This window comes from Halalkalibaculum roseum (genome assembly GCF_011059145.1).
GTDB classification, from domain to species: domain Bacteria; phylum Bacteroidota; class Rhodothermia; order Balneolales; family Balneolaceae; genus Halalkalibaculum; species Halalkalibaculum roseum.
On the sequence record NZ_JAALLT010000003.1, the window covers coordinates 489,241 to 514,947 of the forward strand.

The window sequence follows — 25,707 nt, forward strand, 5'->3', positions numbered from 1 at the left end:
AAATGACAGTGTTTAATCATTATAATGTGTAAATTATATCTGTTTTTATTCTTATCTAAATATTATTTAATTTCAATAAATGTGTTTCCTGCTTATTATTGCCATTAAGAACTGATAAGCGCCCCATAATCGTGAAGGTTCAGCAATATATCAAAACGAAGACTGTGACTGACAATTTATTCATGCCCAAAGCATGGCTTGCTTTTGCCATGTGCATGCTTTTCAGTATTTCAGGTTATTCTCAACAAAATAGCCTGAGCCGAGTATCTGCTGCAGAACGCAGTGATGGCAAAGGATATGTCATTCGCTATCATCTAACCGAAGAGGCAGATTCTTTCCGGGTATTCCAGCCCACTACTGACCTCATACAGATGACTCTTTACGGTGAGAACGTAGATACCACCGACATAGACTTTGTAGGCTCAAACAGTGTTTTTGATGACATTAGTTTCTATCAGATACCATTCGGTATAGGCGTCGATATTTACCTGCCCGACAGCACTTTTTATAAAGCAAGAAGTTACCACGATGGTGGCAGCGAAGACTTGCTTCTGGCTCTAACCTATGCAGAACGCGAAGATATCGCTTATCTGACGGAGGGACTCGACCCCGTCATTTGGCCTCGCCTCTCTAACGATAGCAGCGATATGCTGGTTGAGACTAACCGGAACATACAGAACGTGAGCAGCCGCGATTATACCGATAACACCTATGACCGGGTTAAGAATAAAATGAAATTCGATGTGGTAGTGATTGATCCCGGACACGGTGGGAAGGATGTTGGAGCTATCGGTTACAAAGGTGTGCAAGAGAAAGATATTGTACTGAACATTGCTAAAAAGGTTGGCGGTTATATCAATGAATACCTACCGGAAGTTAAGGTAGTCTATACCCGTGATGACGACACCTTCATTGATTTAGAAGAAAGAGGTCCGATTGCCAACAAGGCAGAGGGAGATTTGTTTGTGTCTATCCACGCCAACAAGTTTCACAACAAATATCCACATGGCACCGAGACCTATTTCCTTGGACTTGAGAAGAGCAAGTCGGCACTGGAGGTTATGAAACGGGAGAATAATGTGATTAACGGAGACGGTTTTGATCCGGACAAAGTACTTTCCCCTGAAGAGCTTCTGGTTTATGAGCTGCAAAACAGCGGTTATATCGCTACCAGTGAAAAACTGGCCGGGATGGTGGAAAATCAGTTTTCAGACCGTGCCCAGCGGAAATCACGCGGGGTAAAACAGGGACGTCTCGTGGTACTTTACCAGGCTTCCATGCCCGCCATACTGGTTGAAACAGGCTTTCTAAGCAATCCGAGTGAGCAGCGATTCCTTTCCAGTGATTACGGGCAAAGTATCATCGCCTCTGCCATTTTCCGAGCCATCAGAAACTACAAGGAAGAATACGAGAAGAGTCAGCACTTTAACACCAATTAAGCGAGCATTTGGAACCACTTATTATTGGCGTAGCCGGCGGCAGCGGGTCCGGTAAAACAACAGTTGTAAGGCATATCATAGACACCATCGGTAAAGAAAACATCGTGCTGCTGCAGCATGATTCTTACTACCGTGACCTGAAACACCTTCCTTTCGAAGAACGAAGCAAACAAAATTTTGACCATCCCTCTTCCCTGGAAACCGAATTGATGATCCGTCATATTGAAGCATTGAAGGAAGGGTATCATGTGGAAGTACCTATCTACGATTTTTCAAAACACGTCAGAAAAGAAGAGTCACGGGAAGTCTACCCCAAAAAGGTGATCCTGGTAGACGGAATATTGATTTTCAGTGAAAAGGGACTCCGTAAACAGATGGATATCAAATTGTATGTGGATACCGATGATGATATTCGACTTTTGCGGAGAATAAGGAGAGATATCCTGGAAAGAGATCGCGAATTGCAAAATGTCTTGGAACAGTACGAAGAATACGTCCGTCCCATGCACCTGGAATTTGTGGAACCCAGTAAACGCTACGCTGATATCATCATTCCCCGAGGGGGACAAAATGAAGTTGCCCTGCAAATGGTTGCGGCCCGTATTCAGGAAGAGCTTAGCAGATGACAATTTACAGTTACCAGTGAACAGTGTGTCAGGAGTCAGGAGTCAGGAGTCAGGAGTCAGGAGAGATTGTCGGTTTTAAGAACAGAAATCAAATCTTAGGTATTAATTAACACAATTGAATGAAGAAAAGGATGCAGAGCAACCGGCGCACTTTAACCGCAGAGCGATTGACGAGGCAATTAATTGTCAATTGTTAATTGTTCACTGACACACTGTTCACTGTTCACTTAAAATGGTCTTCCAGAAAGTATTGTATGCCTTCAAAGATAAGCATGGGTCTTACCTTGGGTTCACCCGGTAAAATGGAACTGAGCCACTCTGCTGAACCACCTGTGATAAAGATTTCAAAGCCGTCAAAACGCTCTTCGTGTTTCTCCAGTGCTCCCTGAATACTGTCAGAAAACGATCCGTATAACCCCCAACGTAAAGAAGTCTTTGTAGATTTGCCCGGCCACTCTTCCGGAATGGTTCGTAAAACGGCCGGAAGATTGGGGGCATAGTCTCTCAATGCTTTTTCCAAAATTCCGATGCCCGGCATAATAACGCCTCCACGAAAGACAAAATCTCCAGACATGTAATCGACGGTGCAGGCTGTTCCCGCATCTATCACAACCACGGGTTTACTGGTTTGTGCCACTGCTCCATAGCAGGCAAAAAATCGATCGATGCCCAAAGTATCCGGTGTTTTATAGTCCAGAAGATCAGATGGTATGTCCTCTACAGTCAGAACCCGCACCTTGTTTATCTCCAGACGATCCACAATAGCCTGCGTAGTATCATTGACCACGCTTACTATGACTACCATTCCAAAATCCATATGATGGCGGTTTATCCACTCTACAAGTTCAGAAGCATTTCTTATCTTGAAGGAGTCGGGACGGGTCCAGTTCAGGTCCTCTTTATAGGCAGCCTTGATGGACGAATTGCCTATATCCAAATAGAGTATGGTATCTTTAGGAGGAATGATATCATTCATATGTTTGCTGATAGATATGGATTACTTTAACATACACATTTCAAAAATTAAAATTATTTATGCAGCTGTCATCTAAAATTGCCATTGTCACCGGAGCAAGCAGCGGAATAGGTTCAAGATTCAGTAAAGACCTTGTAGATAAAGGAGCTACGGTATACGGTCTGGCCCGAAGCGAAGATAAGTTAAAGAGCATACAAACCGAACTTGGAAAAAATTTCATTCCGGTTGTGCTCGACATCACCGATCACGAAGCGATCAAAAAATGGGTGGATATCACTTTTGATGAAGACAAATTGCCCGACATTCTTATCAATAATGCGGGGCTTGGTCTGTTCGGTGATGTCGATGAATTGCCTCTTAAAGATTGGGATACTATGATCAATACCAATCTGAATGGTTTTTTTTACATGACCCGGCAGGTGGTTCCTCTTATGAAAAAAAATGAGGATGTATGCCATATCGTGAATATCGCTTCCATAGCAGGCAAGATTGGAAACCCACAGATGTCAGGATATAATGCTTCAAAATTCGGTGTGCGAGGTTTCAGCGAATCACTTTTTAAAGAGCTTAGGTATGACGGAATTAAGGTAACCTGTTTCTATCCCGGTTCCATTGCGACAAAGTTTTTTGAAAATGCGCAGGGAATGGAAACCCATCCCAATATGATGCAGCCCGAGGATGTTTCTAAACTGCTGATCAACGTACTGGAAACCTCCGATAACTTCCTAATCAATGAGATTACCATGAGACCGCTGAATCCCAAACCGCCCGAAAGCTGATCAATGAGCAGAACAATACTTAGCGTTATATTTGTATTTGTTGTTTTCTGGTTCGCCGGATGCAATCAAAACAGCTCCCCTTCTGCGGTTATCGGCGAAGAGAAGTATATCGACCTGATGGTAGAACTGCAGTTGTTTCGCTCATATATCCGTACCGTACCCTCCGATTCAGCAACAATTGATTCTCTACAAACTGAGATATTCAATAAATACAATGTGACTCGCGAAGAATTCCGGAAGAGTCACCAGTACTACCAGCAACAGTATGTTCAGCAAAAAGAGCGTATCGATAGGGCCATCGAACAGCTGCGCATGGACCAGGTGCAGAGTGACTCAACAAGACCGTGGGAACAGAACGCCAACCGCTAGCTTAAAATTTCTAGTCTCCAAAGTTCACTGCTTTACTCTCCTCAATTGAGTAAGCGCCTCTCAAGCTTTCCACTCGTACTTGTCTGCCTTGGATGTCACTTTTTCTTCTCTTATGAGATAGGATAGTGCCTGTTTCAACTGCTCTTTACTGTTGCCGGTAAGCTTATGCAATTCCTGCATGGACCTTGATCCGTTTTTAAGTATATCCGTAAGTTGCTGAATATCACTTTTATTCAGACCTTTTTCAGTCTTACCCATATCATCAAGGCAATTATCACAGTGCCCGCAATCGGAGACATTCTCCTCACCGAAATAATTACGTATAAAAACTTCCCTGCAAAGGTCTGTTTGTATGTATCTCCCCATATAGTCCAGCTTCTTTAGCAGACTGTTTCGGTGCTTTTCAAGCTGGGTTCTTCCAAACGGAAGGTTTCGCTGGCGCTCTTCGATCAATCGAACCAGCGGCAGTTCTCCCAGTGTTTCATAATTGAGTATCTGGTCGTGAGCCTGAAGCACCTGGAGCCCCTTGACTATGGCATTTTCCGTTTGATTAAGCTTTCGCTTTAGGTAATCAACATCCAGGTAAATCATCCCATTGAATGATTCAGGGCCAAACTGCCGGTAAAGGGTATCCAGGAAATCAGCTTTCTGATTATTTTCCAGGGTATCAATTTTATTTCTCACGTAATCTTCGGCAGCAATAAAGCGGACGCCTATCTGCGGTACGATATAATCGATCAGCTGAATAACGCCCAATTGATTGAGAACTTTCAGGGATGATTTCACGATTTTAAAAGGCAGATTGGCACGTTTTTGTAGCGCCGGTATTGAAACCTGTTCGGCCTCTTCCATCCCGGTATTTACGGCCAGGTTAAAGGTATCGCAGAGAGCATCATATACTTTCTGAAGCTGTTCCTGTTCGGGATAGGAATCTTTCAATCGCTTCTCAGCTATAGCTGAATCCGAAGGTTTATAGAGCAGAATGGGGAAACTCTTAACTCCGTCACGCCCCGCCCTGCCGGCCTCCTGGTAATAGGCTTCCAACGAATAAGGCATCTGGTAATGTATTACATATCGGCAGTCGGACTTGTCGATGCCCATTCCGAATGCATTGGTGGCCGCAACCAGTGGAAGGTCTCCGGCTATCCACTGCTCCTGAATCTTTATACGCTTCTCCTGTTCCACACCCGCGTGATAGGCTTTGGTGTTGATACCCAGTTTATCGGTAATTATTTCAGCCAATTCTTCACAGTTTCGGCGAGTTCCACCGTAAATAAGTCCGGCTCCATGTTCAGATCCTTTTCTTACAGCATTTAATAGCTTTTCACGCTTCTTTTCAGCCGGCACCACCCACCAATACAGATTAGGCCGATCATACCCCTTGGAAATTACGTTGGCATCCTCAAAGCCGAGATTATCTATGATATCTTTGCGAACTTCGGGAGTTGCCGTAGCGGTAAGAGCCATCCATGAGGTGGAATCATCCAGAGTCTCGAGCGATTCGCGGATTTCCCTATAGCTTGGACGAAAATCATGTCCCCACTCCGATATACAGTGTGCTTCATCAATTGCAACAAGGTCAATATCCAACTTCGGCAACTCGGCTTCCCAAAGGCTGGTTTTGAGTCGCTCGGGTGAGCAGTAGAGCAATTTATACATTCCATTGCGTGCATTCACCAGTCGCTGCTCGATTTCCCATGAAGAGAGTGTACTGTTGATAAAAGTGGCGGAAATTTTACGGTCTTTAAGTTGTTGTACCTGATCCTGCATCAAAGCCACCAGGGGAGATATTACAAGGGTCATCCCCTTAAAAACAGTAGCAGGCACCTGGTAACAAATCGACTTGCCACCTCCGGTAGGGAAAAGTACTACTGTATCTTCGCCTGAAAGAACGGATCGTATAGCATCATCCTGCCCTTCCCGGAAAGATTCATATCCCCAGTATTTTTGGAGGTTTTGCAGTGCTTTATCAAACATCAAACTGAGATATCAAAGTATTTTTTCTGAAATTAAAACCGGTTCTTCAAAGGGTGAAACTAATAAATCAAAGCCTATTTTTATGAACTTTCTTTGCTCGTATTAATCTTTAAATAATTTAAAATATTGCCCCTATTTCGTGACCAACTTGCAATTGTTTTAAATTTTGTTAGTTTAGTGTTCGATTAATGGCACAAAAATTACTACATAACGCCCAGATTTCCGGTGATGCCACTGTCGCTGATGGCCGTCGTGTAGTTCGTATTTCCCGCCTCCGCCGGGCCCTTCCGGGCTCATAACATCCTTCCTTTGCAGGGAGTCTAACCCTGCATTTCCAACATTTATCGACTTTTCACTCTACCACATCGGATAACCTTATCCGTCTACTCTTTATAACGACCATACAATGTCTATTAACATAACTGTAGCCGACCCCGGTCATGAACGTTACGCGGAGACAATCTGCAATATCATGGAACAGGCAGCCAAAGTAAGGGGCACTGGAATTGCCAAACGTGCACCGGATTATATCAGGCAAAAAATTGCTGAGGGAAAAGCTGTCATAGCTATTGATACCCATAACGACTGCTTCGCCGGTTTCTGTTACATAGAAGACTGGAGCCATGGCAAATACATAGCCAATTCAGGACTCATTGTAGCACCAGATTATAGAAAGCAGGGTATAGCAAAAGGTATCAAAGAAAAAATTTTTAAACTCTCGAGGAAAAAATACCCGGAAGCAAAAATTTTTGGGATTACCACCAGTCTTGCCGTCATGAAAATCAACTCCGACCTGGGATACAAACCTGTCACCTTTTCTGAGCTGACCCAAGAAGAAGCGTTCTGGAAAGGCTGCAGCAGCTGTCCCAACTATGACATTCTAAACAGAACGGATAAAGTCCACTGCCTGTGCACCGGGATGCTATACGAACCGGGCAAGCAGGAAGAGCTTCAATCAAAAAAAGATCGATGGATTCAATTTAAGCGCTTCATGAAGCTGCAGAAAGCGAAAATCAAACGCAAAACCGAACACCTTTTTAACCTTATTTAAAATGACTGACATAAATAAACAGAAAGTAGTTCTGGCCTACAGCGGGGGCCTCGACACTTCGTATTGTGTAGCCTACCTAAAGCATGAACAAGAGCTGGAGGTTCATACCGCCCTGGTAAATACCGGAGGTTTTGAAAAAAGTGAACTGAAGATGTTGAAGGAAAAAGCTCTTAAACTTGGAGCAGCTTCCCACAAAACTTTTGACCTGGTTGAGGATTTTTATCAAAAATCAGTCAAGTACCTAATCTTCGGTAATGTATTAAAAAACGATACCTATCCTCTCTCAGTGAGTGCTGAAAGGGCTTTCCAGGCTATGGAGATTGCAAACTATGCCAATCAAATAGATGCCGATTATGTCGCTCACGGAAGCACGGGTGCAGGCAATGACCAGATTCGTTTTGATATGGTATTCCAAATTCTGGCGCCTGAAGCAGAAATATTATCTCCCATCAGGGATCAGACACTTTCCCGGGAGCAAGAAATGGAATATTTATCAAAGCATGGTATAAAACTGGAATGGGATGATGCTAAATATTCCATCAACAAAGGACTTTGGGGAACCAGCGTAGGCGGGGCGGAAACCCTGACTTCACACCTGCCCCTGCCGGAAACGGCATGGCCCAATAGCCTCAGCAAGAAGCAACCTTTGGATGTAACCCTGGAATTTGAGGAGGGTGAGATAAAGGGACTTGATGGGTCACATATGGTCCCTGTTTCTGCTATACAAACACTCACATCGTTGGCCGATCAGTATGCAATCGGAAGAGATATTCACGTCGGGGATACTATTATTGGCATAAAAGGCCGGGTAGGCTTTGAAGCTTCCGCAGCACTGATTCTCATCAAGGCACATCACACCCTGGAAAAACATGTATTGAGCAAATGGCAACAGTACTGGAAGGGCCAACTGGCTGAATGGTATGGGATGTTGCTGCATGAAGGACAGTATCTGGAACCGCTTATGAGGGATATCGAAACCTTTATGGAACAGATGCAGCGTAATGTTTCGGGAAAAGTGCACCTAACCTTAAGCCCCTATCGATTTCAAATAAACGGTATTGAGTCAGATAATGACCTCATGAATTCCGGTTTTGGAGACTATGGGGAACTCAACAAGTCGTGGAGCGGAGAAGATGCCAAAGGCTTTGCCACCATATTGTCCAATCAAATGAAAATATATAACACAGTCCATAACAACCATGATTAAAGCAGGAATAGTTGGTGGAAGCGGCTATGCGGCAGGTGAATTAATCAGACTGTTGCTTTTCCATCCTAAAGTAGAAATAAAATTTATTTTCAGCTCTAGTATGAGTGGAAGTCCCGCCACTGAAGCTCACCCGGACCTGATTGGTGATACAAACCTTCATTTCAGCAGTTCGCTGGAGAAAGATATCGACGTGTTATTTCTTTGTACCGGTCATGGACAGTCCAGAAATTTTCTGAATGAACACTCCATACCTAAAGATGTCACAGTTATAGATCTGAGTCGTGATTTCAGGCTCAGTGAGTCATCGTCATTTGAACAAAGATCATTTGTCTATGGTCTTCCTGAATTACATTCGAATGCCATTAAAAAGGCGGGTAGCATTGCAAATCCGGGATGCTATGCCACTGCCATACAGCTAGCTCTGCTTCCGCTGGCAAGCGAAAAACTACTAAAAAGCGACGTTCATGTTCATGGCATCACCGGATCAACCGGGGCCGGAAAATCTCTTTCTGAAACCACTCACTTCAGCTGGAGGCATGCCAATATATCCCACTACAAAGCTTTTCAACACCAGCATCTTGATGAAATCGAACAGAGCCTGACCGGGCTTCAGCCTTCGTTCAGCAGTTCAATCAACTTCATACCCATGCGGGGTAATTTTACACGGGGCATATTTACAACGGCCTATTGTCATTGCGATCTCACCATCGAAAAGGCAGTCGACTTATACCGTGATTATTACCTTGATGCTCCTTTTACCCATGTCACCACGAATGAGGTCGAACTCAAGCAGGCTGTGGGCAGTAACAAGTGCATACTCAAACTCGAAAAGCACGGAAACAAACTTCTAATCACTTCGATAATTGACAACCTGCTAAAAGGCGCTTCCGGGCAGGCTGTGCAAAATATGAATCTGATCTTCGGGCTGGATGAGGCATCCGGCATACAACTTAAAACTAACCGATTCTAATATGCCATTATTCGATGTTTACCCATTACTGGATATTACTCCTGAAAAAGGGGAAGACTGTTTTGTCTATGACACTAAGGGTACAAAATACCTCGACTTTTACGGGGGCCATGCCGTCATCTCTATCGGACACTCCCATCCCCACTTCAGAAAACGCATTAAAGAACAGGTAGACAAACTTGCTTTCTATTCCAATTCGGTGTTAAATCCGCTGCAAACACAGCTGGCTGAAAAACTCGGTAATTTATCCGGTTATGAAGAGTATCAGCTATTTCTGAGCAACTCGGGAGCGGAAGCTGTAGAAAATGCCCTGAAGGTAGCCTCATTTTATACAGGTAAGAAAAAAGTTATCTCTTTTTCTAAGTCTTTCCACGGGAGAACCAGTGCGGCCTTGGGCGTTACCGATAACAGCAAATATTCTGCGCCGATCAATGAAAATGACCATACCGTTTTTCTTGAACTTAATGAAACAGAAGCCCTGACAAAGGAAATAAACAAGGGTGACGTTTGCGCGGTTATCATCGAAGGCATTCAAGGCATTGGCGGCATACACATCCCCGATCCCGAGTTTATGAAGCAAATCGAACTTCTCTGTAAGAAGCATGGTGCCCTTTTTATCTGTGATGAAATACAGTCCGGTTATGGAAGAAGTGGTAAATTCTTTGCCCACCAGCATGCCGGGGTGACGCCAGACATTATAACTATGGCCAAAGGAATGGGTAATGGATTTCCCATTGCAGGAACCCTATTTCACCCAAAAATTGAGCCCTGGCATGGAGAGCTGGGTTCTACATTCGGTGGCAATCACCTGGCATGTGCTGCCGGCCTTGCGGTTCTGGAAGTCATTTCTGATGAACAATTAATCGATAATGCCAACATTGTTGGCAATAGCTTAATGGAAAAACTGGCAGGACTACCCATGGTTACCGAAGTGCGGGGCGAAGGTCTCATGATTGGCGTGGAGTGTACTAATCCAATCAAAGAAATTCGGATGAAACTGCTTCATGAAAAGCATATTCTAACCGGCGTCTCTTCCGACCCTCATACACTGAGGCTGCTTCCTCCCCTGACCATCAGCAAAGATCAAGCCGATAAATTTGTAACCGACTTTCAACATACCTTAACAGCCATATCCAAAAATGAAACACTTTACCTCAGCTAATGATAGCGCGGATCCCCTGGTTCTTGCGCGACAGACTATAGCACTTAAAAACCAAAAACAGAATTTCGAGCATCTCGGCCGGTCGAAAACACTGGGGCTGGTATTTTTTAATCCTAGCCTGCGCACCCGTATGAGTACCACAAAAGCAGCTTACGATCTGGGCCTGAATGTGCTGGTTTTAAATGTAAACGGTGATGCCTGGAACATAGAGTTTGAAGACGGAACGGTTATGGACGGCAGTAGCCAGGAGCATGTTAAAGATGCCATTAAGGTTATGACCGGTTACTGTGATATCATCGGGGTGAGAACCTTCGCTGAACTGAAGAATAGAGAGGATGATTATACAGAACCCGTTCTGAATGCCTTTCTGGAATATTCAGAAGTTCCCGTGATCAGCCTGGAGTCTGCCACCCTTCATCCCTTGCAGTCGCTGGCGGATATTACCACAATACTTGAGACTGACATCAGCAATCCCAAAATAGCTGTGAGTTGGGCTCCCCATCCCAAAGCTTTGCCACAAGCTGTGACCAACTCCTTTTTACAATGGATCAAGTTTATAGAGGCAGAGGTCGTAGTTGCCCATCCGAAAGGCTATGAATTGCATGAAGAGTTCACTGGCGGATTTGAACTTACCAATGACCAGTCATATGCACTGGATAGTGCCGATTTTGTGTATGTGAAAAACTGGTCCAGTTATTCGAAATACGGACAGCGCCCGCCTGTTTCGCAGAACTGGACCATTACTTCAGAAAAGATGGCTGCAACAAATTCCGGTAGTTTCATGCATTGTCTACCGATTCGCAGAAATGTGGTTGCCGAAGATCAGGTCATTGATAACTCTTTAATCTACAAGCAGGCCAAAAACAGGGAAACTGCTGCAAAAACAGTTCTTAAAAATATACTGGAGGATATAAATGAATAGTCTCAATATTGTAAAAATAGGAGGCTCCGTACTAGAAGAGGAATCTTCATTACAGCAATTTTTGGATGATTTCGGCCGGATAGAGGGACCAAAAATACTGGTCCATGGAGGTGGTACCAAGGCAACTGCCTTAAGTAAAGAGCTGGGAATACCTGTCAGGATGCACGAAGGAAGACGTATCACTGATGCCGAATCGCTGGATGTTGCTGTGATGGTGTATGCGGGTCTAATTAACAAATCACTGGTAGCCAGGTTGCAAGGCCAAAATTGCAATGCCGTAGGTTTGACCGGAGCAGACCTGAATGTAATCCCTGCTTCAAAGCGTAAACCTGACTCTATTGATTTCGGATTCGTAGGAGATATTGAAACCCAAGAAATGAACGGCTATTTCATTAGCAGACTACTTGATGAAGGGGTAGTCCCTGTTTTTTGCGCTATAACACATGACGGTGACGGACAGCTCCTTAATACCAATGCCGATACCATCGCCTCCTCTTTATGTTCATTGCTTTCTGAAAACTATGAAGTCAGGCTGACTTATTGTATGGACGTGGAAGGAGTCATGCTCGATAAATATCAGCCTGATACCCTTTTTGAAACCCTCAACTCAGAACAGTTTCATCACTACAAGCAAGAGGGAGTAATCAAAGACGGTATGATCCCTAAATTATTCAATGGCTTTAAAGCACTCGAAAATGGGGTTCACAAAGTATCGATCAAACACTCAAAAAATCTTTTAAACGGAACTGAAACAGCGCTGATATCATGAACATCCCTTTTGGAAGCATAATAAACCTGCTTACCGAGCTGGTTTCCACACCTTCTCACTCCGGGGAAGAATCAGAAACGGCCGGATTGATAGCAGCCTTTCTTGAAAAGTCAGGAGTAACGGTTGAACGTCACCTGAATAATGTTTGGGCACAATCACAGTTTTTTGATGACAGGAAACCTACCCTGCTGCTCAACTCTCATCATGATACGGTAAAACCCGGAGAGGGCTATTCCTTTGATCCGTATCAGCCCTTCATAGAAGATGGAAAACTCTATGGTCTGGGTTCCAATGATGCCGGGGGAGCGCTAGTCTCTCTGATCGCTACATTTTTAAACCTCTACGATAAAACCAATCTGCCTTTTAACCTGCTATTTGCTGCATCGGCAGAGGAAGAGATTTCTGGCGAAAACGGTATCAGTTCTATTCTGAAAAAGATACCGGACCCAGATTGTGCTATTGTAGGCGAACCTACCCGGCTGCGAATGGCCACAGCTGAAAAAGGACTCATGGTTCTCGATTGCACCTCTAAAGGCATCAGCGGGCACGCGGCTCGGGATGAAGGGGAAAATGCCATCTACATGGCAATGAATGATATCTCATGGTTTAAAAACTATTCATTTGAAAAAAGCTCGGACTTGCTGGGACCGGTAAAGATGACGGTGACCGGTATTGATGCCGGTTCACAACATAATGTTGTACCGGATAGCTGCCGTTTTATGGTAGATGTGCGGACCACAGATGCATATGACAACCGGGAAACACTCAGCATTATCCAAAATCACGTGCACTCAAAAGTAGTACCTCGATCTCTGAGGCTGAACTCCTCGTCAATTCCAGAATCCCATCCTCTGGTAACCGCCGGTTCTAGGATGGGACTTGACATTTATGGCTCCCCTACTCTTTCCGACCAGGCACTGATTAATTTTCCATCCATCAAACTGGGTCCGGGAGATTCTGCCCGATCGCATACCGCGGATGAATACATTGCACTCGCTGAGATTAAGAGTGGAATTGACACCTATTATGAACTTATAAACAAACTTGAAACGCCATGAAACTTTGGGATAAAGGACAATCTGTAGATGAACTCGTGGAATCTTTTACTGTCGGAAATGACCGTGAACTGGACCTGCGACTCGCTATTTATGATCTGAAGGCATCCAAGGCACATGCAGAAATGCTTAATGCTATTTCCATTTTGTCTGATGATGAATGTGCTAAGCTGTTAACAGAGCTCGATAATCTCTTACACGATTTAGAGAACGGCGAGTTTGTAATTGAATCTGATTTTGAAGACATACACTCCAAAATTGAATTTGAGCTGACCGATAAACTAGGTGATACCGGCAAGAAAATTCACACCGGTCGATCCCGTAATGACCAGGTTCTTGTCTGTATGCATCTCTATATGAAAGATGAGATTACTGAGATTAAAGGGTTGATTAAAGATCTCTTTGATTTACTCATACTGCGATCCGGAGAGAACAGTGATACCATCATGCCCGGCTACACCCATATGCAGGCAGCGATGCCCTCCTCATTCGGTCTCTGGTTCGGGGCTTATGCCGAGACACTAATTGATGATCTCTTTCTACTAAACGCTGCTTATAGGATTGCCGATCAGAATCCATTGGGCTCGGCCGCAGGATTCGGCACCTCCCTGCCCATTAATCGTTCAATGACCACAGAGCTTCTGGGTTTTAAAACTTTAAAATATAATGTGGTTGCCGCACAGATGAGCCGCGGTCGACTGGAACAACAGATGGCGTCTGCCATCGCATCTGTTGCAGCTACCTTATCCAAAATGGCCGGGGATGTATGCCTGTATATCAGTCAAGAGTTTAACTTTGTATCCCTGCCCGACGAGCTTACAACCGGTTCGAGCATCATGCCGCACAAAAAGAATCCTGATGTTTTTGAACTTATCCGCGCAAGGTGTAATAGAATACAGGCTTTACCGAATCAAATCACCATGGTGACCGGCAACTTGAACAGCGGTTATCACCGTGACTTCCAGGAATTGAAAGAGCTGCTCTTTCCTGCCATCGATAAGATCAAGGACTGCCTGTATATGATGCATTTTATGGTGAAAAACCTGAAGATCAACAAAAATATTATGGATGATACGAGGTACCGTTTCATCTTTAGTGTGGAAGAGGTGAATAATAAGGTCCGAAATAGCATCCCATTCCGGGAAGCCTATAAAGAGGTCGCCCGGAATATATCAAACGGTAGCTTCCAACCGTCCCGGAAGATCAATCACACCCATGAAGGCAGTATTGGAAATTTGTGCCTGGATCAAATCAAATCAAAATTCTATTCTGCCTACCGTATTTAAGCAGTTTTTCATTTTAGTGCAATCTTTACCCGGGAAAAGACCTACTCTCTAATATCTAACTTATTTTGAGTCTATCCTGCCTTGCTTCTACTTTACTCTTCCAAATCCCAAAGAAAAATGAGAGGCTATGAACAGGAAAAAGTTTTCACCGGAAAGTTTAATGATGTCGTATGGATATAAACCGGAATTGTCGGAAGGAGCCATCAAGTGCCCTATTTTCCAAACCTCCACTTTCGTTTTTGATAACGCCAAACACGGCAAGGCATTTTTCGAAGTCGCTTACGGTCTCAGAGAGCAAAAGCCCAACGAAGAACTGGGACTGATCTACAGCCGGCTGAACAACCCGGATTTGGAAATACTTGAAGACCGGCTTTGTGTATGGGAAAATGCTGAAGACTGCGCAGTATTCGAAAGCGGGATGTCAGCCATCACCACTGTCCTACTGGAATTCCTGAAACCCGGGGATCTCCTATTTTATAGCCGTCCGGTTTATGGCGGTACGAATCATTTTATTACGCAGATCCTTCCTAAGTTTGGAATAGAAGTGCTTGGCTTCAGTGCCAAAGATGATAAACAGGAGATGATCAGACTGCTGGAAGAGAGCGGTTTGGGAGACAAGCTGGCCATGATCTATGTCGAGACGCCTGCGAATCCTACGAACGATCTTATAGATCTGAAAGCCTGCAGGGATATTGCTGACAACTACGCTAATAAAGAGAGAAAACCATTACTGGCTGTTGACAATACCTACCTGGGACCTATCTGGCAAAAGCCGCTGGAATTCGGTGCAGACCTCGTTCTCTATTCTGCCACTAAATTCCTGGGAGGTCACAGTGATGTCATTGCCGGTGCCTGCCTTGGATCAGAAGCACTTATGGCTCGGGTTAAAACGATGAGAACCTTTCTTGGAAATATGGCAGTCCCCTGGACCGGCTGGTTGCTGATGAGAAGTCTGGAAACCCTTAAGCTTCGGATGGAAAAACAAGTAAGAAACGCTGAAAAAGTGGCTGAATTTCTCAGAGACCATCCGAAGGTTGAAAAAGTTTATTACCTGGGATTTTTAGAAGAAAGTAATCCGGAGCAGCATAAGATATTTCAGAAGCAATGTCTTTCTAAAGGATCCATGGTCTCCTTTGATATTCGAGGAGGTGAAAAGAAGGCTTTTGCTTTTCTGGATAATCTGGATTTAATTCACCTTGCCGTCAGCCTGGGATCCACTGAGAGCCTGGCCCAGCACCCGGCAACCATGACCCATGCCGATGTGAATGAAGATGAGAAAGAGAAACTATCCATTTCTGAAAAAATGGTAAGGCTCTCCATAGGAGTGGAAAACGCTGACGACCTGATTTGGGATATCAGTCAGGCCCTGGAAAGCGTCTGAAGTAACAAACATTCGGTTGCTCCAAATTCCGGTTATTCCACAGAAATGGTAAATGCAGTCTAAACTATTAGGTTACGCTTCCTCTCCGGCAAAAGCAGCTTTCATATAGTTTTTGCGCATCTCTGCAATGGCCGAAATAGAAATGCCTTTCGGACAGACTGCCTCGCACTCCGCGAAGTTAGAACAATCACCGAAGCCTTCTTCTTCCATCTGTTCAACCATGTTGACAGTTCGACGCATGCGTTCCGGTTCGCCCTGTGGCAGCCGATTCAGGTGTGCCAGCTTTGCCCCGGTAAAGAGTGATGCCGATGAATTCGGACATGCCGCTACACAGGCACCGCATCCTATACAAGTTGCATAATCAAACGCAGTATCGGAGGTTGACTTTTCAACGGGTATAGAGTTAGCATCGGGTGCGGATCCCGTTTTAACTGAAATGTATCCCCCCGCTTCGATAATGCGATCAAAAGCTGACCGGTCAACAACTAGGTCTTTAATAACGGGAAAAGCTTTTGCCCGAAAAGGTTCAACGGTGATGGTGTCCCCGTCACTGTAATTTCTCATATGCAGCTGACACGAACAGGTCATGGCTTTTGGCCCGTGAGCCTTGCCGTTGATCATCAGGTTGCAAGATCCGCAGATACCTTCCCGGCAGTCGTAGTCAAATTCGATAGGCTCCCCGCCATCGGCAATAATCTGTTCGTTGAGTACGTCGAGCATCTCCAGAAATGACATGTGTTCATTCACCTGGTCGCAGGTATAGTCAACCAGTTTGCCCGGTTTATCGGGACCGTCCTGTCGCCAGACTTTCAAATAGATCGTAAATGTTTCAGCCATAATAACTTTGCCTCAATAATTGAACACTAAAGGACCGGGCGATGGCTTTTGCAACAATGCCTAAAGCAAACCGTCCAATCTGTATTATCCGCGTTCTATTCTATTTATAACTTCTCTGTTTCAGTTCAACAAATTCAAATTCCAGATCTTCCTTATGTAGCTCTTCCTTAAGCTCTCCGTTTACATTCCGGTATTCCCAGGCAGCTACATAGGAGTAGTCTTCATCATTACGCAGGGCCTCGCCTTCTTCCGTCTGGTGCTCTTCACGGAGGTGGCAGCCTGCCGACTCATCCCTGTGCAGGGCATCTTCGGCCATCAGCTCTCCAAGTTCAAGGAAATCGGCTACGCGACCGGCAAACTCAAGGTACTTGTTGTAATTTGCGGCTTCACCAGGTACGCGAACATTTTGCCAGAACTCCTCTCTCAGATCCCTGATTTCCTGGATGGCTTCTTTTAAACCTTCTTCATTTCTGGCAATGCCTACCTTATCCCACATGATTTTACCAAGCTCTCTGTGAAAATCAATGACACTCTTGTCACCATTCACATTAAGCAGCTTGTCGATGTGCGCCTGGGCATTCTTTGCCGCTTCATCAAATGCTTCATGATTGGTATCCGTTTCACTCAATTCTGCATCGGCAATGTAATTACCGACCGTATAAGGAATGATGAAATATCCGTCAGAGAGCCCCTGCATAAGCGCACTGGCACCCAGACGGTTTGCACCGTGGTCTGAGAAGTTCGCCTCCCCGGCTACAAACAGACCGGGCACATTGCTCATGAGGTTGTAATCCACCCAAAGACCGCCCATCGTATAGTGAACTGCAGGGAAAATGCGCATCGGGGTCTGGTAAGGATTGTCTCCGGTAATGTTCTCATACATATCAAACAGGTTACCGTACTTCTCTGAAATCGTTTGCCTTCCGTCGCGCTCAATGGCATCACGGAAATCCAGGTATACCGCCTTACCGGTAGGTCCGACACCCAAACCATCGTCGGTTACAATTTTGGCATTTCTGGAAGCCACATCACGAGGTACAAGGTTTCCGAATGATGGATATTTATCCTCCAGGTAATACCATCGATCTTCCTCAGGTATTTCACTGGGCGGACGATCATCCCCTTTCTTTTTCGGGACCCATACCCTGCCGTCATTCCTTAAACTCTCGCTCATCAAGGTCAGTTTAGACTGATAATCACCGGAAACCGGAATGCAGGTTGGGTGAATCTGAACATAACATGGATTCGCAAAAGTCGCCCCTCGTTTGTGACAACGCCATGCAGCCGTTACGTTTGAATTCTTGGCGTTTGTTGAAAGATAAAACACATTTCCGTATCCGCCGGTGGCCAGAACAACAGCATCAGCCATCCAGCGCTTTATTTCACCGGTAACCAGATCCCTGGTGATAATTCCTCTGGCTTTGCCGTCAATGATGACAAGATCCAGCATCTCATGACGGGTATGTAAGTCAATTTTCCCTTCATGAACCTGACGCATCATTGCCTGATAGGCACCCAGCAGCAGCTGCTGCCCGGTTTGTCCCCTGGCATAAAAAGTCCGTGAAACCTGTGCACCACCGAAAGATCGATTGGCCAACAAGCCTCCATATTCTCTTGCAAAAGGTACACCCTGTGCTACGGCCTGATCAATAATTTCATTTGAAATCTCTGCAAGCCGGTAGACATTGGATTCCCTTGAGCGGTAATCACCGCCTTTTATCGTATCATAAAAAAGGCGCCAAATACTATCCCCGTCATTGGGATAATTTTTGGCTGCGTTGATACCACCCTGAGCTGCAATGCTATGCGCTCGACGCGCTGAATCCTGTATACAAAAGCTCTGCACATTATAACCCAACTCTGCAAGGCTGGCAGCAGCAGATCCACCTGCAAGTCCGGTACCCACAACGATGATATTATGCTTGCGCTTATTATTGGGAGCAACAAGCTTAATATTTTCGAGATGCTTCGACCATTTTTCTTTAAGGGGACCTTCGGGAACTTTAGATTCTAAATTCATAAGTCTAAAAGTAGTTTTACAAAATGATTATTGGCATTGAATCAGCGCTGCTTCGCAGCCTCCGCCAAAGTATATATAAAGTGGTATGAAAAGGAATCCTACAGCCATCAGAATAGCGAAAATAATACCTATAGAATAGATCACAGCCGAATATTTTTTGTGCTTCATCGTCAGCGAGGTAAAAGCGCTCCAGAAACCGTGCTTCAGGTGAAAACCCAATAGAATCATAACCAGCGTATATCCAAAGGCATAGATCGGGTTTTGAAAGGTATCGATAACCAGGGCCTTTAGATTTCGCATCTGCGTTCCGTCATTCATCACAGTAGCAGTCTCACCGAATTTGAACGTATCTATATGTATTACCAGGAAAACCAGCAATACGATACCCGTGAATATCATGCTTTTCGAGGCCCATGATTGGTGGCTGGGACCTCCCTTGGTCTGGTATTTATTATAGCCTTCCGGACGTGCTTTTCTGCGGTTCCACCAGATTGAAATTCCGATATAAGCATGCAGTAAAAAGAAAAATGCCAAACCGGCCTCAACAATATAGAGCAGTACTCCCATACTCTCGAGCGCATAAGTATACTCGTTAAATGCTGAGGCATCACCGAAGAGGCTAAGATTGCCGGCAAGGTGTCCAATTATAAAAATGATTAGCCCGATTCCGGTTATACCGGTAAGAATTTTACGACCAACTTGAGATTTAAGCGCTTTGAGAAGTGATGGCATCGCTAAGTAAATGATTTGATCTATTTGTTTAAGCTACAGCAGCAACGTATGGGCTTTAGCTCTCGTTCCGAGGGAAAGAAGATGAGGGTTAATCCATAAAAAGGCAAGGTAGATTCAACCGAGAAAGGGAGCGAAAGCTAATTCAGAGATAATCTAAATTGAGTGTAGAGTGAGAAGTAAGAAGGTAGAAGGGAAAAGGAAAAAGAAATCAGAACCTCCAGCATCCAACCTCCAGCATCCCACCTCCAGCATCCAGCATCCAGCATCCTGTATCCTGCTTCAGAATTTCTTATCCTTGGGGCTCAACCATAAACCGCCAATTAAGACGGCTGATTTTGAATAAAGTAACACGTTCAACGACCGACTCTTTCCGAGAGACGGGATCCAAGTTTATTGGTCACCTGTTTCCGGTTGAGTCCAGGAAGGAGTTTGAAAATCGGCTTGCTGAGATTAAGTCCCGGTACCCGGATGCTACACATCACTGCTATGCTTGGCGGATAGATCCCGCAAACCTTGAAGAGTTTATCCAGGATGACGGCGAACCGGGCGGAACAGCCGGACTTCCTATTCTAAACCAACTCAAATCAAATGAAGCAGTCAACGCTGCAATAGTGGTAGTACGTTATTATGGGGGAACGAACCTGGGCAAATCAGGATTGATTCAGGCCTACGGGCGATCGGCAGAAGAGTGTCTAAAGAAAACAAAATTGGTGCCCATTACATTAGTATGGCAGGTTGAAGTAAGCTATCCCTATTCCGAAGAGAACAGTATTGATCAACTGATGCACCGATTCAATTTGACCGAAGCATCTTCGACCTATGCTGAGAAGGTCACTCTGATTCTGAATTGTCCCGAACAAAACCAAAAAGAACTCGAAGAAAATCTTGAACAACTGGAGCACCGAAATATTCATTTCCGCATGCTGAATAAGAGTTTTGTGTAACCCAAATTTAGAAATTCATTTGTCTCAATTATTAAATATTTTGGGGCGAAATAGTTAAAGAGTAAGGCTAGTTATGAAAATATATACCAAGAAAGGCGACTCCGGTGAAACCTCACTATTTGGAGGTACCCGTGTTTCAAAATCCGCAGCTCGTATTGAGGCTTATGGCACTGTAGATGAGCTAAACTCCGTGATCGGGCTCGCTGCCAGTTACTCCTTGAGCCCCAAAGGTACGGTATGGGTAAAAAAGGTTCAGGAATACCTCTTTATTCTGGGTGCGGACCTGGCGACGCCTCCTTCCTCCGATACCCGGATTGAACGAATCGGAGAAAAAGAAATTAAAGATCTGGAAGAGGCTATTGATGAAATGGAAGAGGAACTGGATCCATTAAAAAACTTCATTCTTCCTGGTGGAGGTCATGCAGGTGCTACCCTTCATGTGGCACGAACTGTATGCCGTCGAGCGGAACGTGCCACGGTTGCCTGCGGTAAAGAGGAAAACATTTCCGATCAGACGATCATCTTTTTGAACCGGCTCTCGGACTTCCTATTTGTTCTTGCCCGATATGAGAACAAATACGTATCAACACCCGAGGAGACCTGGAAACCGGATAGGCAGTGAACTGTTATCAGTTTGCAGTAAACAGTTATCACAAATCATCCAGCGTACAGCATCCAACATCCAGAAAAATCTAAACCAGTAACTCAACACTATGGCATTAATGATATCAGTCTCGGGGATCCGGGGCGTTTATGGAAGTGATCTAACTCCTCAAAATCTCACTAGATTCACTGCCGCATACGGTACCTGGCTGAAAGGAGGCAACGTAGTGGTAGGCAGAGACACAAGAGTTACGGGACAGATTTGTGAAGATATCGTCTGTGCCACGCTGCAATCTGTTGGTTGCAATGTTATCAAGGTTGGAGTCGTACCCACTCCTACCGTAGCCATGTCGGTTTTGAAGCATAATGCTGCCGGCGGAATCATCATATCGGCCAGTCATAATCCATCAGAATGGAACGCTTTAAAGCTACTAAATTCAAAAAGTGAATTTCTGGATTCCGAACAAGGCCAGCGTGTCATAGAGATAAGTGAAAGCGAATCTTTTGACTATAAGAAATTTGACGAAATCGGGACTCTTTCCGAAGACCCCAACGCGCTGGAAGATCACATTGATCGGATTCTTGACCTGCCGTACATCGATGCCGATCTCATTGCTTCAAAAAATTATACCATCGCCATTGATCCGGTTAACGGCACCGGGGGAATTGCTGTTCCTCCCCTGCTGGAAAAGCTGGGGGTCTCCACCATTCATAAAATTAATGAGGCGCCTAACGGCTTATTTGCTCATAACCCTGAACCGCTGCCGGAGCACCTCGAGGATATTTGCAAGCTTGTTGTTGAAAAAAATTGTGATCTCGGTATTGTCACAGACCCCGATTCCGATCGACTGGCGCTTGTAACTGACAAAGGTGAACTGTTTGGAGAAGAGTATACACAGGTTGCGGCTTTTGAGCTGATCCTTGAGAAAAATCCCGGAGCTTGTGCTACCAACTTATCTTCTTCCAGGGCGGCAGAGGATATGGCCAGAAAGTACGGACAGCAATGCCACCGCTCTGCCGTTGGAGAGATCAATGTCGTTAAAAAGATGCAGGAAGTAGATGCTGTGATTGGAGGTGAAGGCAACGGCGGGGTCATCAATCCGAATCTACACTATGGTCGGGATGCACTAGTGGGAACAGCCATGATCCTTCAGATTTTGGCTGAAAGAGATGTCTCTGCATCTGAATATCGCGCCGGACTGCCCGACTATTTCATGCGTAAAGGAAAGGTCCAACTGGAAGGTATTGACGGTGATGCGGTTCTTGAACAAGCTGAAACCGTATTTGCCGATATGCAGCCCGATACTACGGATGGGGTGAAAATAAACTTTGAAGATGGCTGGGTACATCTCAGAAAATCAAATACCGAGCCCATTATCCGTATATACTCCGAGGGTACCACTCCAGAAAAAGCCGAAGAGTTGGCAGAAAAGGTTAGAAAGAAAGTGTTTTAAGGTAAAGAACTTATTTCCCAAGCTGCCATACAAACATACGCATGAGCCATGATTTACACGTGAACCGGACATCCTGTAAGTCTGCACTCATTATTGGTTTTAATCGGGGGACTGCTTTTATATCTTTGGCTCATTCAATTTTTTAATTCACACTCCGCAAATTGGCATTATGATCATATCAATGACGGGCTTCGGAAGGGCGGAAGCATCTTCTGAGGGCATCTCTATTACTGTTGAAGCTAAATCGGTTAACAGCCGGTATCTTGATATCTCTCTGCGTCTACCGCAATCCATTCAGGATAAAGAGCTGGAACTTAAAGAAATAGCACAGGACCGTATCAGCAGGGGGAAACTCAATCTCAATGTTCGGATCAATAAAGCTGAGACAGGTGAGCCGGATGTAAAAATCAATCCTAAACTTGTAGCCGGTTACAAACAATTGCTGGATAGGCTGAGGGAAGCGGCCGACATCAAACAGGAAGTTACCCTTAGAGATCTGCTGCAGTTCAACGATCTGTTTATATCGCGTGAGGAAGATGAAGAAACTCTGGAGACAATTTGGGAAGTTACCAAAGAAGCTACCAAAGATGCTCTCGATCAGCTAATAGCGATGCGTAAACAGGAAGGCAAACAGTTGGAGAATGACCTTCTTAAACGCGTGGATCAGATAAAGGCGAAGATGGATAAAGTGCAAGAGCTCACCGAAGGACGTGCAAATGAAGTACGAAAGAACCTGCTGGAGCGTATCCACAATCTCATTGATGAAGATCTGGTTGATGAGGAGAGGCTGGAGATGGAAGTAGCCGTACTAGTAGACAAGATGGACATAACCGAAGAGATTGTACGCCTGAAATCTCATATTAAATTTTTCAGGGAAGCCATTGAAAAAGAGGAATCCGTAGGCCGGCGTCTCAACTTCCTGAGTCAGGAGATGAATCGCGAGATCAACACCATAGGCTCTAAAGCCAATAACTCAGAGATTTCTCAGCATGTGGTACATGCCAAGGAGAGCCTTGAACAAATAAAAGAGCAGATTCAGAATGTCGAATAATTCAGACAAGGAAGGAAAGCTCATCATACTGGTTGCCCCAAGCGGATCGGGCAAGACTACCATCGCCCATAAACTGCTTGATGATTACTCCAAAGTCAGATTCTCGGTATCTGCTACAACACGTCCACCCCGTGATGGAGAGGTAGACGGTAAGGATTACTATTTTCTCAGCAAAGAAGAATTCAACGAAAAGATTGAAAAGCATGAATTCCTGGAATGGGAGGAATTCTACAACGGAAGCCGATACGGCACGCTGCAATCTGAAGTTGATAAACTAATAGAAAGTGGCTATTTTCCCTTGCTTGACATCGAAGTGAAAGGTGCTCTGAATGTCAAGAGACAGTATGGCGCCAAAAGCGTTGCTATTTTCATAAGACCGCCGTCTCTGGAAGAATTGAAAAGAAGACTGTTGAAACGCGGTTCGGAAGATAACGCTTCTCTTGAAACCCGGCTGAAACGGGCAGAAAAAGAACTTACATACGCAAATAAGTTCGACTTCGTTGTCATTAATGACGAACTTGAAACGGCCTACAAGCAAGTTACCACTATCGTAGAATCTTTTATTACTGAATAACACTTACTTTTTGATTTATGCCTATTAAAACTCTGGATATTGAAAAACTGAACAAAGACACCGGTAATCAGTACGAACTGATTGTTATCATGTCGAAACGTGCCCGTCAGCAAGCGGCACAGGAAAAGCTTCAGTTAGATGAAAAGCTGAAATATTTTGAAGGCTTTGATGATGAAGATGAATTTTCCTTCAACGAAGAGCAGGAAAATATTTCCAAGGAATTTGAAGAAATGCCGCATGCTACACAGCGTGCCGTTGACGAAATGAGACGCGGAGAGATCTACTTCCGCTATCCTCAGGACGAAAACTAAGTCATGTTATCCGGCAAACGGATAATACTCGGTATAACCGGTGGAATTGCAGCCTATAAGGCTGCTTTTCTTTTACGTGCCTACCAGAAAGAGGGAGCTGAAGTTCGCGTAACCATGACACCCTCCGCCACCCGTTTTGTAGGTGTCGAGACTATTTCCTCCCTTTCCAAACATGAAGTAGCCATAGAGATCTTCCCGGAATCGGGAAATCAACCTGACTCTTGGACCCGCCATATCCAATGGGGTGAATGGGCCGACCTATTTGTAATTGCCCCGTGTACCGCCAACACCCTGGCTAAAATTGCTCACGGTATTTCAGATAATATGCTCACTTCAACGGTACTTGCTGCCCGCTGTCCCCTTCTAATTTGTCCGACTATGGACGGGGAAATGTATCAGGCAGCAGCAACCAAACGCAATTTAAAGATTCTCAGTGATTTCGGATATCACCTTCTTGAGCCGGAAGAAGGTTACCTGGCCAGCGGACTGGAAGGAAAAGGAAGACTCCCCGACCCCGAATCCATACTGGAGAAATCCTCGGCCATTCTTTCTAAAAAAAAAGATAATGGACCCTTGAGCGGTAAATCGGTGCTGGTAACCGCAGGTCCGACTCGGGAGCATATCGACCCCGTTCGTTTTATCTCCAACCCAAGCTCAGGTAAGATGGGCTTCGCGATGGCCAAAGCGGCACGTGATATGGGGGCTGATGTTACCCTGATCCACGGACCGGTTTCCATTGAACCCCCTAAAGGTATCCGAACCCTGAAATTTGAATCGACTCAGGATCTCTTTGAGAAAGTAAAAGAGCACGCCGATCATGATGTAATTATTATGGCGGCAGCCGTTTCCGATTTTAGTCCGGCGAAGTATGAGGCACAAAAGATAAAAAAAGAGAAAGCCACACCTGAGATCAAGCTTGAAAGAACCACGGATATTTTGGCCTGGCTCGGTAGCCAACGCAAAGAGGGACAGACGTTGATCGGTTTTGCCATGGAAACTGAAAATCTTTTGGAAAATGCACGGAAAAAACTCGAGAAAAAAAATGTAGCCTGGATTGCGGCTAACTCATTGAGTGATTCCGATTCAGGTTTTGAAGTAGATACCAACAGTATCGAATTGCTTTCAAAAGAGGACAGACATTCCTTTAAGGGCACAAAAGAGAAGGTCGCCCGGCAGATGCTGCAACATATCTTTGGCAAACAGGCCGGATAG

Annotated in this window: 26 protein-coding genes; 20 read left to right on the plus strand and 6 right to left on the minus strand. The window is 44.9% G+C overall.

The genetic code is table 11. From position 1 onward, the window contains the following. The first annotated feature begins 164 nt into the window (after nucleotides 1–164). A complete protein-coding gene (locus tag G3570_RS16555) occupies nucleotides 165–1,439 on the plus strand; it encodes an N-acetylmuramoyl-L-alanine amidase family protein (protein WP_346267268.1) in 1,275 nt (424 codons plus the stop codon). An 8-nt stretch (nucleotides 1,440–1,447) separates the two neighbouring features. Then, nucleotides 1,448–2,065 carry a uridine kinase gene (udk, locus tag G3570_RS10590; protein ID WP_165142084.1) on the plus strand — a complete coding sequence of 206 codons (618 nt, stop codon included), beginning with the start codon at nucleotides 1,448–1,450 and terminating at the stop codon, nucleotides 2,063–2,065. Between the two features lie 223 nt (nucleotides 2,066–2,288). Here udk and G3570_RS10595 read toward each other — a convergent pair whose 3' ends face one another. Continuing rightward, on the minus strand, nucleotides 2,289–3,041 hold the full coding sequence (locus G3570_RS10595) for a type III pantothenate kinase (protein ID WP_165142086.1): 753 nt from the start codon (nucleotides 3,039–3,041) through the stop codon (nucleotides 2,289–2,291). A gap of 59 nt (nucleotides 3,042–3,100) precedes the next feature. Here G3570_RS10595 and G3570_RS10600 point away from each other — a divergent pair, with 59 nt between their 5' ends. After that, nucleotides 3,101–3,820, plus strand: coding sequence for an SDR family oxidoreductase (locus G3570_RS10600; protein ID WP_165142088.1), 720 nt, complete (start codon nucleotides 3,101–3,103; stop codon nucleotides 3,818–3,820). A 3-nt stretch (nucleotides 3,821–3,823) separates the two neighbouring features. After that, nucleotides 3,824–4,189: a DUF4296 domain-containing protein gene (locus tag G3570_RS10605; RefSeq protein WP_165142090.1), complete on the plus strand. Its 366-nt coding sequence runs from the start codon at nucleotides 3,824–3,826 to the stop codon at nucleotides 4,187–4,189. A gap of 60 nt (nucleotides 4,190–4,249) precedes the next feature. Here G3570_RS10605 and G3570_RS10610 read toward each other — a convergent pair whose 3' ends face one another. Together G3570_RS10610 and G3570_RS16500 are read right to left on the minus strand one after the other, a co-directional pair. Then, a complete protein-coding gene (locus G3570_RS10610; protein ID WP_165142092.1) occupies nucleotides 4,250–6,166 on the minus strand; it encodes a RecQ family ATP-dependent DNA helicase in 1,917 nt (638 codons plus the stop codon). A gap of 174 nt (nucleotides 6,167–6,340) precedes the next feature. Continuing rightward, nucleotides 6,341–6,463, minus strand: a complete 123-nt coding sequence (locus G3570_RS16500; RefSeq protein WP_282958236.1) for a hypothetical protein — start codon at nucleotides 6,461–6,463, stop codon at nucleotides 6,341–6,343. Between the two features lie 109 nt (nucleotides 6,464–6,572). Between G3570_RS16500 and G3570_RS10615 the strand changes: the two genes are divergently transcribed. The 9 genes from G3570_RS10615 (at nucleotide 6,573) to G3570_RS10655 (ending at nucleotide 15,969) form a co-directional block, all read left to right on the plus strand. Beyond that, nucleotides 6,573–7,217 carry a GNAT family N-acetyltransferase gene (locus G3570_RS10615; RefSeq protein WP_165142094.1) on the plus strand — a complete coding sequence of 215 codons (645 nt, stop codon included), beginning with the start codon at nucleotides 6,573–6,575 and terminating at the stop codon, nucleotides 7,215–7,217. A gap of 1 nt (nucleotide 7,218) precedes the next feature. After that, nucleotides 7,219–8,424: an argininosuccinate synthase gene (locus tag G3570_RS10620; RefSeq protein WP_165142096.1), complete on the plus strand. Its 1,206-nt coding sequence runs from the start codon at nucleotides 7,219–7,221 to the stop codon at nucleotides 8,422–8,424. Next, the gene (gene argC / locus G3570_RS10625; RefSeq protein WP_165142098.1) at nucleotides 8,417–9,394 is read left to right on the plus strand and encodes an N-acetyl-gamma-glutamyl-phosphate reductase; all 978 of its coding nucleotides are present in this window, start codon (nucleotides 8,417–8,419) and stop codon (nucleotides 9,392–9,394) included. Before G3570_RS10620 ends, argC begins: the two co-directional genes overlap by 8 nt. A gap of 1 nt (nucleotide 9,395) precedes the next feature. After that, the gene (locus G3570_RS10630; RefSeq protein ID WP_165142100.1) at nucleotides 9,396–10,556 is read left to right on the plus strand and encodes an aspartate aminotransferase family protein; all 1,161 of its coding nucleotides are present in this window, start codon (nucleotides 9,396–9,398) and stop codon (nucleotides 10,554–10,556) included. Next, nucleotides 10,534–11,478 (plus strand): Rossmann-fold NAD(P)-binding domain-containing protein, encoded by a 945-nt coding sequence (locus G3570_RS10635; RefSeq protein WP_165142102.1) that lies wholly within the window; start codon nucleotides 10,534–10,536, stop codon nucleotides 11,476–11,478. Before G3570_RS10630 ends, G3570_RS10635 begins: the two co-directional genes overlap by 23 nt. Beyond that, on the plus strand, nucleotides 11,471–12,247 hold the full coding sequence (argB, locus tag G3570_RS10640; protein WP_165142104.1) for an acetylglutamate kinase: 777 nt from the start codon (nucleotides 11,471–11,473) through the stop codon (nucleotides 12,245–12,247). Before G3570_RS10635 ends, argB begins: the two co-directional genes overlap by 8 nt. Then, the gene (locus G3570_RS10645; RefSeq protein ID WP_165142106.1) at nucleotides 12,244–13,305 is read left to right on the plus strand and encodes a M20 family metallo-hydrolase; all 1,062 of its coding nucleotides are present in this window, start codon (nucleotides 12,244–12,246) and stop codon (nucleotides 13,303–13,305) included. The genes argB and G3570_RS10645 overlap by 4 nt, the downstream gene beginning before the upstream one ends. Continuing rightward, nucleotides 13,302–14,588 (plus strand): argininosuccinate lyase, encoded by a 1,287-nt coding sequence (gene argH, locus G3570_RS10650; protein ID WP_165142108.1) that lies wholly within the window; start codon nucleotides 13,302–13,304, stop codon nucleotides 14,586–14,588. Before G3570_RS10645 ends, argH begins: the two co-directional genes overlap by 4 nt. Nucleotides 14,589–14,715: 127 nt before the next feature. Further along, a complete protein-coding gene (locus tag G3570_RS10655) occupies nucleotides 14,716–15,969 on the plus strand; it encodes a cystathionine gamma-synthase family protein (protein WP_165142110.1) in 1,254 nt (417 codons plus the stop codon). Nucleotides 15,970–16,041: 72 nt separating this feature from the next. Here the strand turns inward: G3570_RS10655 and G3570_RS10660 are convergent, their stop codons facing one another. The 3 genes from G3570_RS10660 to G3570_RS10670 form a co-directional block, all read right to left on the minus strand. Then, complete coding sequence (locus G3570_RS10660; protein ID WP_165142112.1) at nucleotides 16,042–16,806, minus strand: succinate dehydrogenase/fumarate reductase iron-sulfur subunit; 765 nt, start codon at nucleotides 16,804–16,806, stop codon at nucleotides 16,042–16,044. A 100-nt stretch (nucleotides 16,807–16,906) separates the two neighbouring features. Beyond that, nucleotides 16,907–18,826 (minus strand): fumarate reductase/succinate dehydrogenase flavoprotein subunit, encoded by a 1,920-nt coding sequence (locus tag G3570_RS10665; protein WP_165142114.1) that lies wholly within the window; start codon nucleotides 18,824–18,826, stop codon nucleotides 16,907–16,909. Nucleotides 18,827–18,853: 27 nt separating this feature from the next. Beyond that, complete coding sequence (locus tag G3570_RS10670) at nucleotides 18,854–19,558, minus strand: succinate dehydrogenase cytochrome b subunit (RefSeq protein ID WP_165142116.1); 705 nt, start codon at nucleotides 19,556–19,558, stop codon at nucleotides 18,854–18,856. A gap of 335 nt (nucleotides 19,559–19,893) precedes the next feature. Here G3570_RS10670 and G3570_RS10675 point away from each other — a divergent pair, with 335 nt between their 5' ends. The 7 genes from G3570_RS10675 (at nucleotide 19,894) to coaBC (ending at nucleotide 25,707) form a co-directional block, all read left to right on the plus strand. Then, complete coding sequence (locus G3570_RS10675; RefSeq protein WP_165142118.1) at nucleotides 19,894–20,502, plus strand: IMPACT family protein; 609 nt, start codon at nucleotides 19,894–19,896, stop codon at nucleotides 20,500–20,502. Nucleotides 20,503–20,575: 73 nt separating this feature from the next. After that, on the plus strand, nucleotides 20,576–21,124 hold the full coding sequence (locus G3570_RS10680; protein ID WP_165142120.1) for a cob(I)yrinic acid a,c-diamide adenosyltransferase: 549 nt from the start codon (nucleotides 20,576–20,578) through the stop codon (nucleotides 21,122–21,124). A gap of 91 nt (nucleotides 21,125–21,215) precedes the next feature. Then, the gene (gene glmM / locus G3570_RS10685; protein ID WP_165142122.1) at nucleotides 21,216–22,559 is read left to right on the plus strand and encodes a phosphoglucosamine mutase; all 1,344 of its coding nucleotides are present in this window, start codon (nucleotides 21,216–21,218) and stop codon (nucleotides 22,557–22,559) included. Nucleotides 22,560–22,728: 169 nt separating this feature from the next. Further along, nucleotides 22,729–23,610, plus strand: coding sequence for a YicC/YloC family endoribonuclease (locus tag G3570_RS10690; protein ID WP_249066969.1), 882 nt, complete (start codon nucleotides 22,729–22,731; stop codon nucleotides 23,608–23,610). Continuing rightward, nucleotides 23,600–24,184, plus strand: coding sequence for a guanylate kinase (gmk, locus tag G3570_RS10695; RefSeq protein WP_165142124.1), 585 nt, complete (start codon nucleotides 23,600–23,602; stop codon nucleotides 24,182–24,184). The genes G3570_RS10690 and gmk overlap by 11 nt, the downstream gene beginning before the upstream one ends. A 17-nt stretch (nucleotides 24,185–24,201) precedes the next feature. Further along, nucleotides 24,202–24,495 carry a DNA-directed RNA polymerase subunit omega gene (locus G3570_RS10700; protein ID WP_165142126.1) on the plus strand — a complete coding sequence of 98 codons (294 nt, stop codon included), beginning with the start codon at nucleotides 24,202–24,204 and terminating at the stop codon, nucleotides 24,493–24,495. Between the two features lie 3 nt (nucleotides 24,496–24,498). Further along, nucleotides 24,499–25,707: a bifunctional phosphopantothenoylcysteine decarboxylase/phosphopantothenate--cysteine ligase CoaBC gene (coaBC, locus tag G3570_RS10705; RefSeq protein ID WP_165142128.1), complete on the plus strand. Its 1,209-nt coding sequence runs from the start codon at nucleotides 24,499–24,501 to the stop codon at nucleotides 25,705–25,707.

Coding starts and splice junctions, on each gene's coding strand:
- G3570_RS10595 (WP_165142086.1), bottom strand. CDS start 3,041: ATGAATGATATCATTCCTCCTAAAGATACCATACTCTATTTGGATATA.
- G3570_RS10600 (WP_165142088.1), top strand. CDS start 3,101: ATGCAGCTGTCATCTAAAATTGCCATTGTCACCGGAGCAAGCAGCGGA.
- G3570_RS10605 (WP_165142090.1), top strand. CDS start 3,824: ATGAGCAGAACAATACTTAGCGTTATATTTGTATTTGTTGTTTTCTGG.
- G3570_RS10610 (WP_165142092.1), bottom strand. CDS start 6,166: ATGTTTGATAAAGCACTGCAAAACCTCCAAAAATACTGGGGATATGAA.
- G3570_RS16500 (WP_282958236.1), bottom strand. CDS start 6,463: ATGAGCCCGGAAGGGCCCGGCGGAGGCGGGAAATACGAACTACACGAC.
- G3570_RS10615 (WP_165142094.1), top strand. CDS start 6,573: ATGTCTATTAACATAACTGTAGCCGACCCCGGTCATGAACGTTACGCG.
- G3570_RS10620 (WP_165142096.1), top strand. CDS start 7,219: ATGACTGACATAAATAAACAGAAAGTAGTTCTGGCCTACAGCGGGGGC.
- argC (WP_165142098.1), top strand. CDS start 8,417: ATGATTAAAGCAGGAATAGTTGGTGGAAGCGGCTATGCGGCAGGTGAA.
- G3570_RS10630 (WP_165142100.1), top strand. CDS start 9,396: ATGCCATTATTCGATGTTTACCCATTACTGGATATTACTCCTGAAAAA.
- G3570_RS10635 (WP_165142102.1), top strand. CDS start 10,534: ATGAAACACTTTACCTCAGCTAATGATAGCGCGGATCCCCTGGTTCTT.
- argB (WP_165142104.1), top strand. CDS start 11,471: ATGAATAGTCTCAATATTGTAAAAATAGGAGGCTCCGTACTAGAAGAG.
- G3570_RS10645 (WP_165142106.1), top strand. CDS start 12,244: ATGAACATCCCTTTTGGAAGCATAATAAACCTGCTTACCGAGCTGGTT.
- argH (WP_165142108.1), top strand. CDS start 13,302: ATGAAACTTTGGGATAAAGGACAATCTGTAGATGAACTCGTGGAATCT.
- G3570_RS10655 (WP_165142110.1), top strand. CDS start 14,716: ATGAACAGGAAAAAGTTTTCACCGGAAAGTTTAATGATGTCGTATGGA.
- G3570_RS10660 (WP_165142112.1), bottom strand. CDS start 16,806: ATGGCTGAAACATTTACGATCTATTTGAAAGTCTGGCGACAGGACGGT.
- G3570_RS10665 (WP_165142114.1), bottom strand. CDS start 18,826: ATGAATTTAGAATCTAAAGTTCCCGAAGGTCCCCTTAAAGAAAAATGG.
- G3570_RS10670 (WP_165142116.1), bottom strand. CDS start 19,558: ATGCCATCACTTCTCAAAGCGCTTAAATCTCAAGTTGGTCGTAAAATT.
- G3570_RS10680 (WP_165142120.1), top strand. CDS start 20,576: ATGAAAATATATACCAAGAAAGGCGACTCCGGTGAAACCTCACTATTT.
- glmM (WP_165142122.1), top strand. CDS start 21,216: ATGGCATTAATGATATCAGTCTCGGGGATCCGGGGCGTTTATGGAAGT.
- G3570_RS10690 (WP_249066969.1), top strand. CDS start 22,729: ATGATCATATCAATGACGGGCTTCGGAAGGGCGGAAGCATCTTCTGAG.
- gmk (WP_165142124.1), top strand. CDS start 23,600: ATGTCGAATAATTCAGACAAGGAAGGAAAGCTCATCATACTGGTTGCC.
- G3570_RS10700 (WP_165142126.1), top strand. CDS start 24,202: ATGCCTATTAAAACTCTGGATATTGAAAAACTGAACAAAGACACCGGT.
- coaBC (WP_165142128.1), top strand. CDS start 24,499: ATGTTATCCGGCAAACGGATAATACTCGGTATAACCGGTGGAATTGCA.